General features: G+C 65.0%; 17 protein-coding genes. 9 read left to right on the forward strand and 8 right to left on the reverse strand.

Annotation, left to right across the window (positions count from 1 at the left end):
* Positions 1-3: 3 nt before the first annotated feature.
* Positions 4-207 (reverse strand): 50S ribosomal protein L35, encoded by a 204-nt coding sequence (gene rpmI, locus LZ496_RS08590; protein WP_187541903.1) that lies wholly within the window; start codon positions 205-207, stop codon positions 4-6.
* Positions 208-350: 143 nt separating this feature from the next.
* On the opposite strand from rpmI, the gene LZ496_RS08595 reads away from it, so the two are divergent.
* From LZ496_RS08595 to LZ496_RS08605, 3 genes are all read left to right on the forward strand, one after another.
* Positions 351-773, forward strand: coding sequence for a VOC family protein (locus tag LZ496_RS08595; RefSeq protein WP_249904219.1), 423 nt, complete (start codon positions 351-353; stop codon positions 771-773).
* 13 nt (positions 774-786) lie between these two features.
* Positions 787-1,680, forward strand: a complete 894-nt coding sequence (locus tag LZ496_RS08600) for an MBL fold metallo-hydrolase (RefSeq protein ID WP_249904220.1) — start codon at positions 787-789, stop codon at positions 1,678-1,680.
* Between the two features lie 134 nt (positions 1,681-1,814).
* Positions 1,815-3,449 carry an FAD-dependent oxidoreductase gene (locus tag LZ496_RS08605; protein ID WP_249904221.1) on the forward strand — a complete coding sequence of 545 codons (1,635 nt, stop codon included), beginning with the start codon at positions 1,815-1,817 and terminating at the stop codon, positions 3,447-3,449.
* Between the two features lie 12 nt (positions 3,450-3,461).
* Here LZ496_RS08605 and LZ496_RS08610 read toward each other — a convergent pair whose 3' ends face one another.
* The 4 genes from LZ496_RS08610 to hemC form a co-directional block, all read right to left on the reverse strand.
* Positions 3,462-4,577, reverse strand: coding sequence for a serine hydrolase (locus tag LZ496_RS08610; protein WP_249904222.1), 1,116 nt, complete (start codon positions 4,575-4,577; stop codon positions 3,462-3,464).
* Positions 4,578-4,691: 114 nt separating this feature from the next.
* A complete protein-coding gene (locus tag LZ496_RS08615) occupies positions 4,692-5,510 on the reverse strand; it encodes a hypothetical protein (RefSeq protein ID WP_249904223.1) in 819 nt (272 codons plus the stop codon).
* Positions 5,507-6,163, reverse strand: coding sequence for a uroporphyrinogen-III synthase (locus LZ496_RS08620; RefSeq protein WP_249904224.1), 657 nt, complete (start codon positions 6,161-6,163; stop codon positions 5,507-5,509). Before LZ496_RS08620 ends, LZ496_RS08615 begins: the two co-directional genes overlap by 4 nt.
* Complete coding sequence (gene hemC / locus LZ496_RS08625) at positions 6,160-7,083, reverse strand: hydroxymethylbilane synthase (protein ID WP_249904225.1); 924 nt, start codon at positions 7,081-7,083, stop codon at positions 6,160-6,162. The genes LZ496_RS08620 and hemC overlap by 4 nt, the downstream gene beginning before the upstream one ends.
* Positions 7,084-7,132: 49 nt before the next feature.
* On the opposite strand from hemC, the gene tsaD reads away from it, so the two are divergent.
* Complete coding sequence (gene tsaD, locus LZ496_RS08630) at positions 7,133-8,164, forward strand: tRNA (adenosine(37)-N6)-threonylcarbamoyltransferase complex transferase subunit TsaD (RefSeq protein WP_249904226.1); 1,032 nt, start codon at positions 7,133-7,135, stop codon at positions 8,162-8,164.
* Positions 8,161-9,150, forward strand: coding sequence for an NAD(P)H-dependent glycerol-3-phosphate dehydrogenase (locus tag LZ496_RS08635; RefSeq protein WP_249904227.1), 990 nt, complete (start codon positions 8,161-8,163; stop codon positions 9,148-9,150). Before tsaD ends, LZ496_RS08635 begins: the two co-directional genes overlap by 4 nt.
* On the opposite strand, the gene LZ496_RS08640 is transcribed toward LZ496_RS08635, so the two are convergent.
* Complete coding sequence (locus LZ496_RS08640; RefSeq protein ID WP_249904228.1) at positions 9,147-9,311, reverse strand: DUF1674 domain-containing protein; 165 nt, start codon at positions 9,309-9,311, stop codon at positions 9,147-9,149. The two genes, LZ496_RS08635 and LZ496_RS08640, sit on opposite strands and share 4 nt — an antisense overlap.
* A gap of 28 nt (positions 9,312-9,339) precedes the next feature.
* Here LZ496_RS08640 and LZ496_RS08645 point away from each other — a divergent pair, with 28 nt between their 5' ends.
* From LZ496_RS08645 to purH, 4 genes are read left to right on the forward strand one after another with little or no spacing between them, the layout of a single operon-like run.
* Positions 9,340-10,602, forward strand: a complete 1,263-nt coding sequence (locus tag LZ496_RS08645) for an RsmB/NOP family class I SAM-dependent RNA methyltransferase (protein WP_249904229.1) — start codon at positions 9,340-9,342, stop codon at positions 10,600-10,602.
* A gap of 14 nt (positions 10,603-10,616) precedes the next feature.
* Positions 10,617-11,279 carry a ribulose-phosphate 3-epimerase gene (gene rpe, locus LZ496_RS08650; protein ID WP_249904230.1) on the forward strand — a complete coding sequence of 221 codons (663 nt, stop codon included), beginning with the start codon at positions 10,617-10,619 and terminating at the stop codon, positions 11,277-11,279.
* Positions 11,276-12,910 (forward strand): heparinase II/III family protein, encoded by a 1,635-nt coding sequence (locus LZ496_RS08655; protein WP_249904231.1) that lies wholly within the window; start codon positions 11,276-11,278, stop codon positions 12,908-12,910. Before rpe ends, LZ496_RS08655 begins: the two co-directional genes overlap by 4 nt.
* A gap of 16 nt (positions 12,911-12,926) precedes the next feature.
* Complete coding sequence (gene purH / locus LZ496_RS08660; RefSeq protein ID WP_249904232.1) at positions 12,927-14,516, forward strand: bifunctional phosphoribosylaminoimidazolecarboxamide formyltransferase/IMP cyclohydrolase; 1,590 nt, start codon at positions 12,927-12,929, stop codon at positions 14,514-14,516.
* Positions 14,517-14,652: 136 nt separating this feature from the next.
* Here the strand turns inward: purH and LZ496_RS08665 are convergent, their stop codons facing one another.
* Both LZ496_RS08665 and polA read right to left on the reverse strand, forming a co-directional pair.
* Entirely contained in the window at positions 14,653-16,194 is a 1,542-nt protein-coding gene (locus tag LZ496_RS08665) for a lipopolysaccharide biosynthesis protein (RefSeq protein WP_249904233.1), read from the reverse strand.
* Positions 16,191-18,983 (reverse strand): DNA polymerase I, encoded by a 2,793-nt coding sequence (polA, locus tag LZ496_RS08670; protein WP_249904234.1) that lies wholly within the window; start codon positions 18,981-18,983, stop codon positions 16,191-16,193. Before polA ends, LZ496_RS08665 begins: the two co-directional genes overlap by 4 nt.
* Between the last annotated feature and the right edge of the window lie 58 nt (positions 18,984-19,041).

Raw genomic sequence — 19,041 nt, forward strand, 5'->3', positions numbered from 1 at the left:
TCCTTAGTTGAGGCCGTAGGGGGCCCAGAGCTTGACGCGCTGCGTATCAGCGTCGGCAAGCACTTCGGTGCCGCGGTTCTGGCGAATATATTTGGCGTTGTGGCTGATCAGCCGGTGACGCTTGCCAGCGACGCCATGCTTGATCTTGCCGGTTGCCGTGAGCTTGAAGCGCTTTTTGACGCCGCTCTTGGTCTTGAGCTTGGGCATTTTCGTCTCCTTGTTGCCCCACTGGGGCGACGTTATCGAACAGCCACGGCAGCCCTTACTGGCCGGGCCGTTCGTTTTTCCAACTATCTGGAAAGCCGGGCGCCTATAAGGGCAGGGCGCGAAGATGGCAAGGAGCGAGTCGAATGGACACGGATCTCCAGGAGCCTGATGGCGGACTGACCCCGCATCTTGCGATTGGCGGCGGCCGAGCCGCGGAAGCGGCCGAGTTCTACAAGAAAGCCTTTGGTGCCGAGGAACTGATGCGCCATCCGGCCGACGACGGGCGGCTGATGCATGTGCATCTGAAGGTCAATGGATCCTCGTTGATGATGCACGATCATTTTGCCGAACATCATAGCGGGGCGGACCTGCCAGCGCCTTGCGGGGTTATGCTCCACCTGCAGGTGAATGACGCCGACGCATGGTGGAACCGCGCTATCGCTGCCGGCGGAAATGTGGTGATGGAGCTTGCCGACCAGTTCTGGGGCGACCGCTATGGACAGCTCAGGGACCCGTTCGGTCACACATGGTCGATCGGCGCACCCAGCCAGGCGCCGCAGGAATAAGGGAGCGACAGGTTTGGTAGGCGATCCGGAAATTCAGGCATTTTTCGACGAACCGACCAATACCGTCACCTATCTCGTCTGGGACCCGGACAGCAGGCATGGCGTCGCGATCGATCCGGTGCTGGATTTCGATCCTGCAAGCGGCGTGGTCAACGACGATTCGGTCGCCGAATTGCTGGCGGCGGCCCAGGCGGAAGGCGTCACAATCGACTGGGTGCTCGAAACCCATATCCACGCCGACCATCTTTCGGGAGCGCCGCTCATCAAGGCCCGCACCGGCGCGCGAATTGCGATCGGCGAGCATGTGCGGGAGGTGCAGAACATCTTCCGCCCGATCTTCGGCGCCGCCGACGTGAAGGCCGAAGGCGGGGATTTCGACCGGTTGCTCAAGGACGGCGAGCGGATCGAAGTCGGCGGGCTGTCGATCGAGGTCATCCATACGCCGGGCCACACGCCTGCCTGCGTCAGCTATCGCATCGGCAATTCAGTATTCGTCGGCGATACCTTGTTCATGCCGGACTATGGCACGGCACGGACCGATTTTCCGGGCGGCGATGCGCGTACCCTGTACCGCTCAATCCACAGGTTGCTGGCCCTCCCGCCCGAAACCCGCTTGTTCATGTGCCACGATTACAAGGCACCAGGCCGCGACCAGTTCGCCTGGGAGACCACCGTTGCCGAAGAGCGCGCCGCTAATCGGCACGTGCATGAAGGCGTTGCGGAGGACGATTTCGTCGCCATGCGCGAGGAACGCGACCGAACCTTGTGCACGCCGCGCCTCCTGATCCCGTCTATCCAGGTCAATATGCGGGCCGGACGCTTTCCTCCGGCAGACGAGCACGGCGTTCGCTATTTGCGGGTTCCGGTAACCTTGAAGGAAGGCACGCACTCCAGGGCCATCAGCTAGCGCATCTGCGGCTATCCCCGATTGCTCATGTCACACCCGGCCACGAAATTGCCATGAGCCGGCACCAACGGCTGACATCTGGTGGCGACACCGTGTAAGCTGCGTGCGGCCGAATGAGGCCAACAGGGGGTTGAATGCGTATCGACTGCGCGATTGACGCGCCGGAAGCCGTTACCGCCGACGTGGCCATCGTCGGTTCGGGCGCCGCGGGGCAGGCAGCCGCACGCCGGCTCCTCGCTCTGGGGCACAGCGTCGTTCTTCTCGAAAGCGGCGGTTTCGACCATGACGAGGCTTCGGCGGACCTCAATCGCGGATCGATCACAGGTCAGGAATATCATCCGCTCGAACATAGCCGGCTGCGCTTCTTTGGCGGCACGACCGCGATCTGGGGAGGGCGCTGCGCCGAATTCGACGATATCGATTTCGAACGCCGAGATTGGGTGCAGTCCAGCGGCTGGCCGATCGGTCCCGACGATATCCGTACCTACCTTTGTGACGCGCGCGCCATCCTGGGCGTAGGCGGGGTCGATACGGCTCGCCTTGAAAAGCCGCAGCTTCTGCAGCGCCTGTCGAGCGAAGAACTGGCCGTGCGCTGGTGGAGCTTCGATCCCGTTTTCGATCGTTTCACCATCGACCGGGCCCGCGATCTCGATGAAGCGCCGCGTTGCACGCTGATGATCCACGCGACCGTTCGTGAGGTCATGGTTGCGGCCGACAAGGGCTCGATCGAACGGCTCGACGTGCGGACGCCGTCGGGACGTAAGATCGACGTTCGGGCACGCCACTATATTCTCGCGGCTGGCGGAATCGAAAATCCGCGCATCCTTCTCGCTTCCAATTCGATCATCCATCAGGGGGTTGGGAACGCCTATGACCTGGTCGGCCGATATTTCATGGAGCATCCGCACGCACGCGGCGGTCGCATCATCGGCAAGGCCGAATGGCGCTGGCTTTCGGCCTTCGCCAAGCGGCGGGTCAACGGGATCGAGATTTCGCCGTCCATCACCCCGGCTGAACTGCTGCAACGGCGCGAAGGCTTGCTCAATTCGGCGCTGACCGTCGCCGTGCGCCAGCCCGCCGGCGGAAGCTATTCATTCGCCAAGCGCGCCTATCTTCACGTCAAGCATCGTACCGCGCCGACCCGTACCGGGCGTTCTATGTGGAAGGCGACGAAGCAATTGGTTCGCGGTTACACGGGCCTCACCGGGCCGCTGCATCCCTGGATGATGAAGCGGCTGAACAAGCTCGACCTCGCGCTCGTCATTCGTGCCGAACAGGCGCCCAATCCCGACAGCCGTGTTCTGCTGACAGGGGATAAGGACGCCCTGGGCATGCCGCGCGTGGCCCTCGACTGGAAGCTTTCGGCGATCGACGTGGACAGCGTGGCCGGCCTGGTAGCGGCGCTCGATCGGGAATCGCGCCGTCTTGGCCTGGGCGAGGTGGAATCGGCCAGCTGGCTCGCGGATTCGGAAAAGAATTGGGTCAGCGACGAGCTGGTCAGTGCCCATCCGATCGGCGGTTTCCACCACATGGGAACCACTCGCATGTCCGCTGATCCGCGCCGGGGGGTCACGGACGGCTGGGGACGCGTCCACGGCCTGCCCAACCTGCATATCGCGGGAAGCTCATTGTTCCCGACGGGCGGCTGGGCCAATCCGACCCTCACGATACTCGCCCTTGCACTACGAACCGCGGACCGGATTTCCGGGGAGCTGCTGGCGGCCCGTCCGGGAATCGCGGCGCGGGATACCGGAACGACGCTTGGCTGAAGCTCGGCTCGGCTAGAGCCGCCGGGCCTCATGTTCAGCGATGACCGTACGGGTCACTGCTTGCATCAGGTCCTGCGACGCTCCGTCGGATTTATTGGGGACAGTCATGATCGCCATCGCATAGCCGGTCCCGTCGGGCGCGGTCAGGATGCCGATGTCGTTGATCCCGCCGACCCGGCCCTGGAAATTCTGCCCGGTGCCGGTCTTGTGGCTCCACTTCCAGCCCGGCTTCAGGGCCGCCCGGACCCGCATTGCGCCCGTCTTCGTCTGCGACATGGTCGACAATAGCCGCTGGGTGGACGCCGGCGATAGCAATTCGCCGCGCTTCAGTCGGGCAATGGCCTGCGCGACCGAATGCGGCGCTGCGCCGTCGTAAGGGTCGGCGACATAACGTTCGAACGACGCTCTTCGGACTGACGTCGGCAAGGCGCTGCGCGCCTTATAAAAGGCATCGCCGATCGAGTAGCTTTGGCTCCAGATCAGCCCCGCGATCCGCGACTGCAGCGCTCGCTCGCCTTCGTAGAAGCGGATCGATCCCAATCTCTTGGCTTCGATCATATCGCGCACCGCCTGCGGTCCGCCGACCGACCGCATCAGCTTGTCATTGGCGGTGTTGTCGCTCTCCGTGATGGCGGAAAACAGAAGTGCGCCGAGCGTCGTCGTGTGCCCGCCCTTGCCGAGAACCTTGGCCTGGATCGGCTGGTGGAAGAGCGTCAGGTCGTCACGGCCCAAGGTTACCCGATCGTTCAGGCTGACCCGGCCCTTGTCGACGGCGTCCATTGCCGTGATCGCCACCCAAAGCTTGGAGCAGCTTTGCTGGGGGAAGAGGGATGTACCGTTATAATCGGCCTGCCAGCCGCCGTTGATCGAGTAGACCGAGATGCCGGCCTTGCCGTTGAAGGCGCGGCCAAGGGTGCTCAGGCGATCGCGCAATTCGGCCGGGGCGATCCTCGGCGGCTGTTGCGCCGGAGCAATCCTCGCCGGCTGCTGTGCCGGCGCGGTCTGCGGCCTGGCTGTCGATTCCGGCAAGGGCGCGAGGGGATCCGCGGCCTTTGGCTGAGCCGGGGCCAGTCCCGCCGTCGCCGCAATTCCCGCACCCAACCACAAACGGCCAAACAGCGACGTCATGACTTCAACGGCCCCCACTAAAATCGAAATCTTGCCAATGCCTTAGTTCTGCGCTGCTGAACCAGGGCTTGCGGATTTTCAGACTCGCAAATCAGGGGAGTCTTGCCAACCCCTTCAGGCGCCGGTCGGCGAAGAAACTGCGATTGCCGGGCTGCCAAGCAAGGCGGCGGATTCGATTTCGTCGAGCGCGCGATGCGCCGCGATGTAGCGACGGGCCCGACCGATCCATGGCGCGGCGCTGGCCGATCCCGGCAAGCGCATCGTTTCCGCCAGCGCCGTATCGACCTGACCCGTCTCGAGGCGCGCCAGCGCACGGTTGTAACGGGCTTGCGGTTGGGGTGACGGCGTATCCGCCCGATGGATCGATACGATCGACCCAAGCTCGCGCCGGAATCCGTCCCACCATCCCTCTTCCGGCCCACCTCTCCGGAGCGTGGGGCCAAGCGCCTGATATTCGGAAATCAGGCTGTCGAGACGAACCGGATCGCGCGACGCGGTGACGATGGTGGCGATGGCCGCCTGATGCTGCCCGCCGAAGCGCTGCATGAGGAGCGGCTCCAGATAGCCGAGAGTAACTCCGCGATCGATCGCGCGCCGCGCTGCGAATGCGACCAGCAGCGCGTCCGCCCGACCGGCAGAACCGGCAGCGGCCTGTGCCTGTCCCTCGATCGCAGCAAGCCGGGATTCCAAGGTCGAAATTCTGGCCGCATCGGCCGCCGTCAGCGTTTCGGCCGGTGCCGCGGGCTGGATCGTCGAGGCCGGCTGGCGAACGACCTGCAGCGGCTTACCGGGACCAACCCCGAAAAAGCGCGCGCCGGCATCCCAGCGCGACAGGCCCCAGGTCGCGAGTGCCGCTCCAACCAGCAGCAACAGCAAGCCCCACGCGAAGCGCGCCGTCCAGGAGCTACCTTGTCGATATTGGCCAGCCGTCATCGGCCGGATTTGTGGCACAGGCTGGCGGCAAGGGCCAGCAGGCTCTTGTCGCTCGGCTCGGCGGCGACTGAAATCCCCGCCCAGCCGTGCCCGCACGCCGCGGCGGCCGCATCGCTGATCGCCGCAATGACGGCCGTGCCGCGCTCATTGGCCAGTTCGGCCAGCCTCGCTCCGGCGCGTGGACTATGTACGGCGACAACCAGCCCGTCGAGCGGGGGCAGGCCGGGATCCGCGACCGCTACCGAACGGTAGACGATGCGGCGATCGATGCGCGGATCGTCATCGGGACGATGATCCTCGCCTGCCAGATGAAGAAGTCGAAGCGAGGGGTCCAAATTCGCGAGCAAATCCGTCACATTCCCGGTGCCGATCGAATTCACGCCAAGGCCGGCGTCCCGGGCGGCGGCGGCCGTTGATTGGCCCACGGCATGGACCGGTAACGCTGTCAGCCTTTCCAGCTTCGGCCCCGCATGGCGTACGGCGTTGGCGCTGGTCAGCAGCAGTGCATCATATTGCGCTGGATCGGGCACATCCCAGTCTCGTCGCTCCACTTGAAACAGCGGGCAGCGGATCACGTCGAGGCCAAGTGCATAGGCTCGCTCCGCGCTTGCCGATAGGCCCGGCTCGGGCCGTAGAAGCAGAAGCTTCCTCACCCGCCCTCGAACAGTCTGCGGATCGAGGCGGGCGCCTCGGCCAGCATCTGGCGGGCAAGCAATGCGGGCGCTTCCAGGTTGCCTGCCGCGAACCGGATGGCCCTCGCCAGATGCTCACCGCCGTCCTCGCTTAGAAGTTCGCAGGCAAAATCGATTTCTTTGCCATCGACCCTGGCGCTTGCCGCGATCGGTGAATGGCATGTCCCGCCCAGCGCGCGAGTGAACGCACGCTCGGCCAGCACCGCCAGATGCGTTTCGGCGTGGTCGATTGCTCGCAGGAGTTCGGCGGTGCGAAGGTCGTCCGATCGGCACTCGATCCCGATCGCGCCCTGCGCCGGTGCGGGGAGCATTTCGTCGAGCTCGATTGGAGATCCGACATCGGCCCGGCCCAACCGGTCCAGCCCCGCAGCCGCCAGCAATGTCGCGTCGACGTCGCCCGCCGCCAACTTCGCCAGCCTGGTATCGACATTGCCGCGAATCGAATGAATCTGCAGATCGGGCCTCAGCCGTTGGAGCTGGGCGGCGCGGCGCGGCGAGCTGGTGCCGACGCGCGCACCCGCGGAAAGGGCGGCGATCGAATCTGCGCCGATCAGCCGGTCCCTGATGTCGGCCCGGGGAAGCATTGCCGCGATCGCCAGCGTTTCGGGGCGCTCGCTTTCGACATCCTTCATCGAATGGACGGAGCAGTGGGTTTCGCCCGCCAGCAGGGCAAGGTCCAGCTCCTTGGTCCACAAGGCCTTGCCGCCGACTTCGGCCAGCGGCCGATCCTGGATCCGATCGCCGCTGGTCTTCACCGCCTTGATTTCTACGCTGCCTTCCGGCCAGCCATGCGCCTTCTCCAGCGCGGTTGCGACCATATGCGCCTGGGCCAGGGCAAGCGGCGACCCTCGGGTCCCGATCGTGAATGGAGTTTCGGTCATTGCTCACGCGCTAGCGCAAAGGCGGGGTTTCAGGCAAAGGCTCGCTTGAATGGCACTCATCCTGGCCCTTGAATCGTCCTGTGACGACAGCGCCGCCGCCCTGGTCGGAAGCGACCGGCAAATATTGGCGCAGGCGGTGGTCGGCCAGAACGACGCGCACCGCCCGTTCGGCGGCGTGGTCCCTGAAATCGCCGCAAGAGCCCATGTCGAGATCCTCCCCGGACTGGTCCGCCAAGTGCTGCACGAAGCCGATGTCAGCATCGGCGAGGTCGATGCTGTCGCCGCGACGGCAGGGCCCGGGCTGATCGGCGGTGTGATGGTCGGCCTGCTGGTCGGGAAGGGACTGGCGCTATCCGCCGACAAGCCGCTGATCGCCGTCAACCATCTTGAAGGCCATGCGCTGAGCCCGCGCCTCGTCGATGTGAAGCTCGGCTTCCCCTATCTTCTCCTGCTCGCCAGTGGCGGTCATTGCCAGCTGCTCGAGGTACGCGGAGTCGGCGACTATCGGCGCCTTGCGACGACCATCGACGACGCGGCTGGGGAAGCGTTCGACAAGGCGGCGAAGCTGCTAGAGCTCGGCTATCCCGGCGGCCCCGCGATCGAGGAGCTGGCGAAGGATGGCGACCCTACCGCTGTGCCGCTTCCTCGCCCTTTGGTCGGGACCAAGGAGCCGCATTTCAGCTTCGCGGGCCTGAAGGGCGCCGTGCAGCGTGCAGTGACGAGCGGCGAGCATCGGGCCGAGGACATTGCCGCCAGTTTCCAGCAGGCCGTCGTCGATTGTTTCGTGGACCGCACGAAGCGCGCGCTTGAGAAGTCGGACGCACCTAGCCTGGTCGTCGCCGGCGGGGTCGCCGCCAACGCGTCGGTCCGATCGGGCCTCAAGCAGCTCGCGCAGGATTTCGACCGCCGATTTTCAGTGCCGCCGGGCTGGCTCTGTACCGACAATGCGGCAATGATCGGCTGGGCGGGTGCGGAACGGCTCGCGGCCGGCCTGGTCGACGAATTGGATGCTCCGGCGCGGGCGCGCTGGCCGCTCGATCCGACGGGCGAGAAAGTCAGGGGGGCGGGCGTCAAGGCATGACCATCGAGAAGCTGGCGGTAATTGGCGGCGGCGCCTGGGGGACGGCACTCGCGCAAGTCGCGGCCCAAGGCGGCCGCGAGACGATGCTTTGGGCGCTCGAAGATGACGTCGTGACGGCGGTCAACCGCATTCATGAAAACCCGATCTATCTAAAGGGCATCAAACTGGATCCGGCGATCCGAGCGACCAGCAATTTCTCCGACCTTGCCTCGGCGGATGCCTGGCTGGTGGTTACCCCTGCGCAGCATATGCGCGCGGTGCTGAAGCGCTCGCCTTGTCCCAACATGCCGCTCGTCCTCTGCTCCAAGGGGATTGAGGAGGGCAGCGGCAAGCTTCTCCATGAAGTGGCGCATGAAGTCTGCCCGACCTCTCCGGTCGCTGTCCTCTCCGGACCGACCTTCGCTCATGAAGTGGCGACGGGCCTGCCGACGGCGGTGACCCTCGCGTGCGAGGACAAGGAAGTTGGCGATGCCATCCGCCGGCGCATCAACCTGCCGGCGTTCCGTACCTATTTGACCGACGACGTGGCTGGCGCCGAAGTTGGCGGCGCGGTCAAGAACGTACTCGCGATCGCCTGTGGCGTCGCCGAAGGGCGGGGCCTCGGCCAGAACGCCCGGGCTGCGTTGATTGCGCGCGGCTTTGCCGAAATGATCCGGTTCGGTGTGGCCATGGGCGGTCGCCGCGAGACGTTGGCCGGCCTCTCCGGCCTCGGCGATCTTGTCCTCACCTGCTCCTCGACGAGCAGCCGCAACTTCTCGCTCGGAGTGGCCATCGGGCAGGGCCAGAATATCGCGGACCTGATGCGTGACCGTCGCACGGTGGCGGAAGGGGCGCATACAGCCCCCGTCCTGAATCGGATCGCCATCGAACGCGGAATCGACATGCCGCTCGTTGGTGCTGTCCTCGACCTGCTCGAAGGCAGGGTGAAGATCGGCGAGCTTCTGGAAACCCTGCTCAGCCGTCCTCCGGGCGACGAGGAAGACTAGAAGTCGATCGCGATGCCCTTCTTCTCCCAGTCGCCGTAGCGCGTGGGATCGGGCTTTTCCTCTTCACCCGCCGGGCTGGTCGCGTCCACGGCGCCAGGCTTTGGCACCGGGGGTGATTTGGTGAGATAGGCCGGGGCCTTCACATGCTTTGGCCGTTTCATGCCCGTCAAATGATGCCTAAAGGGCCCAATGCCAAGTCCAGCCAGAAATTCTGAAGAAGGGGTTGAAGCCCGGAAGGTCGCTCTCCGGATGCTGGACGCCGTTCTTCGCCGCGGCCAGACCATGGACAATGCCGCACAGGCCGCTCGCGGACTTCCGCCCGCCGATGCCGCCCTGGCAAGCGCCATTGCCGGGGAAACCCTGCGCCGCTTGCCCGACCTCGACGAGTTGATCGACGGCGCGACACGGCAACCATTACCCGATGACAGCAAGTCGCGAATGGTTCTGCGACTTGCGCTTGCGCAGAAGATTGGCCTCAGCACGCCCGACCATGCGGTGGTTGCGACCGCTCTCCCGCTGGTAGACGGCGGTCCGCGACGGCTGGTTCACGGCGTACTCGGGACCTTGCTTCGCAAAGGCTTGCCGGCGATCGACGCGCCGCGCCTGCCGGAAGAGGTAGAGCGGCGCTGGCGGGATGCCTGGGGCGATGACGTCGTGACGGCGGCCAGGCGGGCGATTGCGCATCGACCGCCATTGGATCTCAGCTTCGCCAATGGTGAGGCCTGCGCGAGCTATTCCGACGGCATTTCGCTTGCCCCGCGCCATCGGCGCCTGGACGGCGGGGGAGCGGTGACGGAATTGCCTGGCTTCGGACAGGGCCAATGGTGGATCCAGGATCTTGCAGCATCGCTTCCCGCAAGGCTCATTCCATCTGAAGCGGTCGCCGTTCTCGATGCTTGTGCCGCACCGGGCGGGAAGACCATGCAGCTTGCTGCTGCCGGGCACAGGGTGGCCGCCCTGGACCGTTCGGAAAGTCGTCTGGCCCGACTTTCGGACAATCTAAAGCGTACCGGGCTTCATGCGGAAACGGTCGCCGCCGACGCGTTGGAATGGATACCGGAGACCTTATATGACGCCGTCCTGCTGGATGCGCCTTGCTCGGCGACCGGAACGTTTCGCCGCCATCCTGAAGTCCTTTACCGTGCCCGCCCCGAAATCATCGAACAGAGCGCCGAACTTCAGGAACGTCTGCTGTCCCGGACAGCGGACTGGGTTCGGCCCGGCGGAAGCCTGGTCTACGCCGTCTGCAGCCTTGAACCGCAAGAGGGCGAGTTTCGAATCGAGCAATTCCTCGCGCAGCGACCAGATTATCGGCTTGAACCTGCAACAACTGACGTAGCGGGCGTCGCTCCACATGCGCGTGGATGGGTAAGGGTGCTACCCGGAATGTTGGAGGCTGAGGGCGGCCTCGACGGCTTCTTTACCGCGCACCTTGTCCGAAGCGCCGCATAAGGGCTAATGGCCCCATGGCCCGCCCGCTCATCTCTCCGTCCATCCTGTCCGCCGATTTCGCCAAGCTTGGCGAAGAAGTCCGCGCCATCGACGCCGCCGGCGCCGACTGGATCCATATCGATGTGATGGACGGGCATTTCGTTCCGAACCTGACGATCGGACCGGGCGTCGTGAAAGCACTGCGCCCGCACAGCGCCAAGCCGTTCGATGTCCACCTGATGATTTCGCCGGTCGACAATTTCCTCGATGCCTTTGCGGAGGCGGGCGCGGATATCATTACCGTTCACCCGGAAGCCGGGCCGCACCTCCACCGCACGATCCAGCGGATCAAGTCGCTCGGCAAGAAGGCCGGCGTTTCGCTCAATCCGGCCACGCCCGCCAAGATGCTCGACTATGTCCTCGACGAAATCGACCTTGTCCTTGTGATGAGCGTCAATCCGGGTTTCGGCGGCCAGAAATTCATCGCTTCCCAGCTGAAGAAGATCGAGGCGATCGCCAACCGCGTCGCCAAGCTGGACCTGGTCGTCGATATCGAGGTCGACGGCGGGATCGACGCAGCAACAGCGCCGCAGGCGATCGATGCCGGCGCAACGGTGCTGGTCGCCGGAACCGCGGCGTTTCGCGGCGGGCCGGACCAATATGCCGCCAATATCGCGGCCCTTAGAGGAGGCGCATGAGCGACGATCGGCTTGGCCGTCTCGCCAAAGGCTCCCTCCTTTCGCGCATGTTCGGCCAGGGCCGGCAGCCGCTTCGGCTGGTCGCCGTGCCTCGAGACCATGTCGTCGGGGATCGGACCCGGGGCGATACGCTGCTCGCCGGCCGGCTGACCTTTGGGTCGGAGGAGGTTCTCCTCGCCGACATGAACTTCGGCGAGCTGGGTGGACGCTCGAAGCTGGCGCGCGAGGTGCAGGGCTTCTCCTGGCTCCGCGACCTCGCCGCTTCGGCCAGCCGCGAAAAAGGCGCCCGGCTGGCGGAGGCCATCGCCGGACGCTGGCTGATCGCCCACGGGAGCAGGGTCGACGAGGCCTGGGCACCCGAGCTGTGGGGCGAGCGCATACTCTATTGGACGGCCTATGCGCCCTACATCCTTTCCAGCCGAGACTCCGGCTATCGGTCGGCACTGCTCAATACCTTGGCGAGAGGAGCGCGGCATCTCGATAGCTCGGCCGACAAGGCTGCCCCAGGGCTTCCACGCATCACCGCATGGGCCGGCGCACTCGTTGCCTCGTTGACCGTGCAGGGGGCGATTTCCAGATTATCCCGTTCCGAATCCGGGCTGCTCCGCGCACTCGCCGGCGCCCAATTCGAGGATGGCGGACTGATGAGCCGCTGCCCGCAGGAACAGCAGCTGCTGGTCGACCGCCTCGGTCTGGTCCGTGCCGCCTATTTCGCCGCCAAGCAGACCCAGCCTGACGCGCTGGAAAATGCCGCCGCCGCCGCACTCGCGGCACTTCATGGCGTCACAATGGGCGATCATGGGTTCAGCAGCTGGCAGGGCGGGAATCCGGGCGATCCCACTCGACTGGCGGCCATGGTCGAAGGCTGCGGGCTTCGCGCGCGGCCGCTACGGCAGGCGCGGGGATGGGGCTATCAGCGCCTTTCAGCCTTGGGCACGATCATCGTCGTCGACGCGGCGCCCCCGCCGCCGGCGAAGGTTGCTTCGACGGGCTGTGCCTCGACCCTCGCGATGGAAATGAGCGATGGCGGGCAGCGACTGGTCGTCAATTGCGGTGGCCCGGGCCTCGCGCCCTCTTCGCTGTCGCCGGAACTGGTGCAGGCGCTGCGCTCGACCGCCGCCCATTCAACCTTGATCCTGAGCGACGCCAATTCCACCGCCATCCTTCCCGACGGCAGTCTCGGCAAGGGCGTGACGGATGTGGAGATCGCGCGCAGCGAGGATAATGACTGTTCGCGGCTGGAATCCAGCCATGACGGCTATGTCAAAGGCTTCGGCCTGGTCCACCAGCGCCGCCTGAGCCTCGGCAACGACGGCAAGGAAGTGCGCGGGGAGGATCGCCTGATCCCGCGCGGCCGCAAGAAGATCCGCGAATCCGCGCCCTTCGCCATTCGCTTCCATCTCGCTCCCGGCGTTGAGCCGACGGTCACCGCCGACGGCATGGGCGCGATTTTGAGATCCACCGGCGCCCCGCCGTGGAATTTCCGTTGCCGTGGCGCGATGCTTCAGGTTGAGGAAAGCCTGTTCATCGACGGCCGTGGCCAAATAATCCCAACGGTTCAGCTGGTAGTGGTCGGCGAAATCTCCGCGGTCGGTGGTGAAATCGCCTGGCAGTTCCGGCGCTCAAGTTAGAAACAAGAGGAACAACATGACTGGTATCGTGCCCATCAAGCGGGCGCTCATTTCGCTTTCCGACAAGGATGGGCTCGACGCGCTGGCGCAGGGCCTTGCCAAGGCCGGCGTCGAACTGGTTTCGACCGGCGGGACGGCGGCGAAGCTGCGCGAACTCGGCCATACGGTGCGCGATATCAGCGATCTCACCGGCTTTCCGGAGATGATGGACGGCCGGGTGAAGACGCTCCACCCCAATGTCCACGGAGGGCTGCTGGCGGTCCGCGACAATCAGGATCATGTCGCAGCGATGGAGGCGCATGGGATCGGCGCGATCGATCTGGTCGTGGTCAATCTCTACCCGTTCGAAGCGACGGTCGCGAAGGGTGCACCGCGCGACGAGATCATCGAGAATATCGACATCGGCGGGCCGTCGATGGTGCGATCGGCAGCCAAGAACCATGAATTCGTCGCCATCGTCACCGACCCGGCGGACTATGAAGAGCTGCTCGGCCAGATCGACGGGCAGGGCGGCACCGATCTCGCCTTCCGTCGCAAGCTCGCGGCCAAGGCCTATGCGCGGACCGCCGCCTATGACTCGATGATCGCCAGCTGGTTCGCATTCGCAGACCAGGGCGTGGCCTATCCCGACACGCGCTTCATCGTCGGCAAGAAGTCGCAGGAGCTGCGCTACGGCGAGAATCCGCATCAGAAGGCGGCTCTGTATCTGCCGCTCGGGCCTTCGACACCCGGCGTCGCCCAGGCGCGCCAGGTGCAGGGCAAGGAGCTCAGCTACAATAATTTGAATGACGCCAATGCGGCACTGGAGCTTGCCGCCGAGTTCCGCGAAGGTCCGCCGACCGTGGTGATCGTGAAGCACGCCAATCCCTGCGGCGTCGCAAGCGGCGACAGCCTGCTCGACGCGTGGAAACAGGCGCTAGCGTGCGACAGCGTGTCGGCCTTCGGCGGGATCGTGGCGGTCAATCGCAAGCTCGACGGCGCGACTGCCGAGGCGATTTGCGACATCTTCACCGAAGTGGTGGTTGCGCCCGACGCCGACGAGGCGGCCGTCGCGACCTTCGCCCGCAAAAAGAACCTCCGCCTCCTGTTGACCGGCGGCCTGCCCGACCCGGCGCGCGGCGGGCAGACTGTGGCGGTGATCGCCGGCGGACTGCTCCTGCAGGATCGCGACAATGGCATGCTCGACGCGGCCATGTTGAAGACTGTCACCAAGCGCGCTCCGACCCAGCAGGAACTCAGGGACTGCCTGTTCGCCTGGACGGTGGCCAAGCATGTGAAGTCTAACGCCATCGTCTACGCTAAGGATGGCGCCACTGCGGGTATTGGCGCAGGCCAGATGAACCGCCGCGATTCAGCTCGCATCGCCGCCATCAAGGCGCGCGAAGCGGCCGAGACCTATGGCTGGGCCGAACCGCGCACCGTCGGCTCGGCGGTCGCGTCGGATGCCTTCTTCCCCTTCGCCGATGGGTTGCTCGCTGCCGTCGAAGCTGGCGCGACGGCTGTAATCCAACCGGGTGGCTCGATCCGCGATGACGAGGTCATCGCCGCGGCCGATGAGGCCGGCCTCGCGATGGTCTTCACCGGGATGCGGCATTTTCGTCATTGAGCTACCGAGCGCAGCGCAGGGATTGCGAAGCAATCGTTAGCAGCGCGAAGAGCTAGCGAAATGCGGACGGCCTGCGCGGCTCGCCGCGACAGGACCGACGGCGCGTGATTCACTCACACGCCTTAACCCCGGGGAATTAACTCGGCGCCTCCGGACTCGTCCCAGGCTCGGGCAGCTGGAGCTCTTCGATATCTTCCTTCTTCATCCGGAACAGCTCGCGATCCTCGGGCCCGAAGCCCTTGAGCCAGAGCACCGCGCCAAATGCCCCGAGGATCGCCGGGATTCCGAACAACAGTTCTGCCCACTCCGGAAAGCGGATGACGATCTGGCCGACCACCATCGCCGCTGCGGCGGCCCAGATCAGCGGCCAACGCCAGCCGCTCACCGGATGCCCGAGAATGCTTGAAAGCAGGCGCGATTTGGCGATCGATGCGAAGCCGAGCGCCAAGACCAATGCCAGTGCTGGACCCGTCGCCTGATACATGACTGGCCATCCCAGCTTGCGCATCAGCAGGATGAGGCCAATTGCGAGGCCCGCTTCCAGCACGATCATCGCCAGGCTGATCATCATGTTCCGGTGGCGCGCGCAGTAGATCAGCGCCGCTTCGCTGACCGCGGCGGTCGCTGCGACGACTTCCGCACCGAGCAGGAAGCCGAGTGCCACGGTGCCGGCGACGAATCCCGCACCGACCAGCCCCATGACCGCCTCGCCGGTAATTCCAAGCGCAAGCGCCACTGCGCCCTGCGCGCCGATCACCCAGAAGCCGACCTGGCGAACCTGCTTGGCGACCGCCGCCTTGTCGTTCTCCGCGAGGTTGCGGCTAATGACCGGGCCAAGGATCGGGTCGAAGCTGGTCTTGAGCTTGGCGGGAAGCGAGGCAACGTTCTGCGCGACATAGTAAATGCCGACGATTTCCGGCCGGAAGAACAGGCCGAGCACCGCGATGTCGATGCGACGAGAACCCCATTCCACTGCGTCGGCTGCCGCGACCGGCAGGCTGCGGCGGGCCAGGCGCCACAGGGTGCCGGGATCGGGCCGCCATTCGTGCGGCAGGCCATAGCTTTTCAGGAACGGGATGATCGAAGCGATCAGGGCCGCGATCATCGACATTGCGTAGGCGATGATCAGCCCGTCGCGCGTCGAAATGAAGGCCCAGGCAAAGGCCGCGATGGAAATCGTCCATGGCTCGACGATCGCCCGCGCCCGCACCGTTGCAGCGACGTCATGGCGATACGCTAGCGCCGCGAGGCAGATATCGGACCATGCGAGCGCGAAGACGGTGATCGGCAGCGCCCATTCCAGCCCGTTGATCTCGCTGTTCGGGAACATGGCCTGCGGGAACAGCGCCAGGATGGTCATGGCAATGGCCGATCCGATGGCCGCTACCAGCAACGCATCCGCGACAACGCAAACGTGCGGCTTGTCGGTCTTCGCCAATTGCTGCGCCAATCCGCGCTTCAGGCCCAGCGTTGCAAGCTGCGCCGCGAACTCGACGATCAGGACGGCATAGGCGAAGCGGCCCAGCTCCTCCGCGCCATAGATTCGGCCGGCGATGAACAGGAAGGGCAGGCGCGCGAGTAGGCGCAGGATGAAGCCGAAGAAGTTGATCCGCCCGCCACGCGCCAGCGCGGCGAGATCGGCCGAAGGGGCCGTGGCGGTCGCACTGGTGTCACTCAATGGGCGGCGCCCCAGTTCGGGCCCCAACCCACTTCGACATCGAGCGGAACGTCGAGCTTCAGCGCCGGCTCGGCGGCATTGGCCATCACCTTGCGGACCACTGATGCCGCGGCTTCTTCCTTGCCCTCGGGCACTTCGAACACCAGTTCGTCGTGAACCTGCAAAAGCATGCGGACATCGTCGAGGCCCGCCTCGAGGAGCGCATCGTCCATCCGGTTCATGGCCCGCTTGATCAGATCCGCGCTGGTCCCCTGGATCGGTGCATTGATCGCCGCCCGTTCTGCCCCGGCGCGGAACGACGGATTGGGGGCGCGGATGTTGGGGAAATGGGTCTTTCGGCCGAACAAGGTGCGGGTGAAGCCATTCTCCCGGACAAAGGCCAAGGTCTCGTCGATATAGGCGCGGATTCCCGGGAAACGGGTGAAATAGCGGTCAATGATCGCCTTGCCCTCATCCTTGGGCACGCCCAGCCGGCCCGCCAGACCCCAGCTCGAAATTCCGTAAAGGATGGCGAAGTTGACCGTCTTGGCCTTTCCGCGCGTATCGCGGTCGACGGTCCCGAACAATTCCTCCGCGGTCATCGCATGGATGTCCTCGCCCTTGGCGAAGGCCTCCTTCAGTTGCGGGACATCAGCCATGTGCGCCGCCAGCCGTAGCTCGATCTGGCTATAGTCGGCACTCATCAGCACATGGCCGGGCTCGGCGACGAAGGCATCGCGGATCTGCCGGCCGATCTCGGTCCGGATCGGGATGTTCTGCAGATTGGGCTCGGTCGATGCGAGCCGCCCGGTCTGGGCGCCTGAAAGACTGTAACTGGTGTGTACCCGCTTGGTCTGGGCGTTGATCTGCGCCTGGAGAGCGTCGGTGTAAGTGGACTTGAGCTTGGTCAGCTGACGCCAGTCGAGCACCAGCCGGGCGACGTCCACGCCCTCCCCCGCGAGGCGCTCCAGCTCGTTGACGTCGGTCGAATATTGGCCGCTCTTGCCCTTGCGTCCGCCTTGCAGGCCAAGCCGGTCGAACAGCACCTGGCCAAGCTGCTGCGGAGAGCCGATCGTGAAGGGCCCATTGGCCGCCTCGTAGACGCGCTGCTCCAGCGCCGCGATCTCGGTCGCGAAGGTGCCCGACAGCTTGGCGAGATAGTCGCGGTCGACTTTGATCCCTCGCCGCTCCATCTTACCGACGGTCGCCACGAGCGGCCGATCGACCATCTGGTAGACCCGGGTCAACCCTTCCTCGGTCAGCCGCGGCTTCAGCCGAAGCCACAGGCGAAGGCAGATATCGGCATCTTCGGCGGCATACTCCGTCGCCGCGTCCAGAGGCACCTTGTCGAAGCTGATCTGCTTGGCGCCGACCCCGCACACGGATTTGAAGCTGATGCACTCATGCTCGAAATGGGCCTGCGCCAGTTCGTCGAGCCCATGGTTCGACCGCCCCGCGTCGAGGTCGAAGCTCATCACCAAGGTGTCGTCATAGGGGGCGACATCGATGCCCGCCTTGGCGAACATCACCCAATCATATTTCAGGTTGTGGGCGATTTTCAGGACCGCCGGATCCTCGAACAACGGCTTCAGCTTGCCCAACACCAGATCGGCCGGAAGCTGCTTTGGCGCGTCGCTCAGCAAATCGCCGCCGACATGGCCGATCGGAATATAGCAGGCCTTGTTGGGCTGGGTCGCAAGGCTGACCCCGGCCAGCTTCGCGGTGATATTGTCGAGATTGTCGGTTTCCGTGTCGATCGCGACATATCCCTGGGCCTTCGCCTCGGCGATCCAGCGGTCGAGCGCCTCCTCCGTTACCACCGCCTCATATTGGGTGCGGTCGACGGTGATCTTTTCCTTCTCCGCCGGCTTCGCTGAAGGCGCAGGGCGCGACGCCATGACGTCAATCGGACGGGCGCCTCCGCTCGACGCACCGCCGTCCTTGCCGACCCGGTTGAGCAGCGACTTGAAGCCCTGGTCCTCGAGGAATTCCCTGAGCGGCTCGGGCGGAATGCCCTTCAGCGCCAGATCCTCGAGCGGCTCCGGAAGGGGGCTGTCGCATACCAGCTCGACCAGCCGTCTCGAGAGCCGCGCCATTTCCGCATGCTCGATGAGGTTCTGCTTCAGCTTTGGCTTGGTGATCTCGTGGGTCGAGGCCAGGACCGTTTCCAGATCGCCATATTGCTGGATCAGCTGGGTCGCGGTCTTGGGACCGATGCCGGGGACGCCCGGCACATTGTCGACGCTGTCGCCCATGAGCGCGAGGACGTCGCCGACCTTCTCCGGTCCGACACCGAACTTTTCCAGCACCTCGGTGACGCCGATCCGCCGGTCGTTCATCGTGTCCAGCATGTCGACTTTGCCTTCGTCGACCAGTTGCATCAGGTCCTTGTCGCTACTGACGATCGTCACCTTCCATCCGGCGCGAACGGCGGCATAGGTGTAGCAGGCGATGATATCGTCGGCTTCCAGCCCATTTTCCTCGATGCACGGGATGGAAAATGCGCGCGTCGCGACCCGGATCAGCGGGAATTGCGGGATCAGATCCTCGGGTGGCGGCGGCCGGTTCGCCTTGTACTGGTCGTACATCTTGTTGCGATGGGTTTCCTCGGACGCGTCGAGGATTACCGCCATATGGGTCGGGCCATCCGCCTTGTTGAGCCCGTCCGCGAGCTTCCACAGCATGGCGGTGTAGCCGTAGACGGCGCCGGCGGGGGTGCCATGGCGGTTGGTCAGCGGCGGAAGCCGGTGATAGGCGCGAAAGATGTAGCTCGACCCGTCGACGAGATAGAGGTGGTTCTGCTCTGCCATGTGGGGCATTGCTCTAGCAGGGTGAGCGCGCGATGCCAGCCTTGAGAGGGGAACGAGA

The sequence above is a fragment of the Sphingomonas caseinilytica genome, assembly GCF_023516455.1.
Classification (GTDB): domain Bacteria; phylum Pseudomonadota; class Alphaproteobacteria; order Sphingomonadales; family Sphingomonadaceae; genus Sphingomicrobium; species Sphingomicrobium caseinilyticum.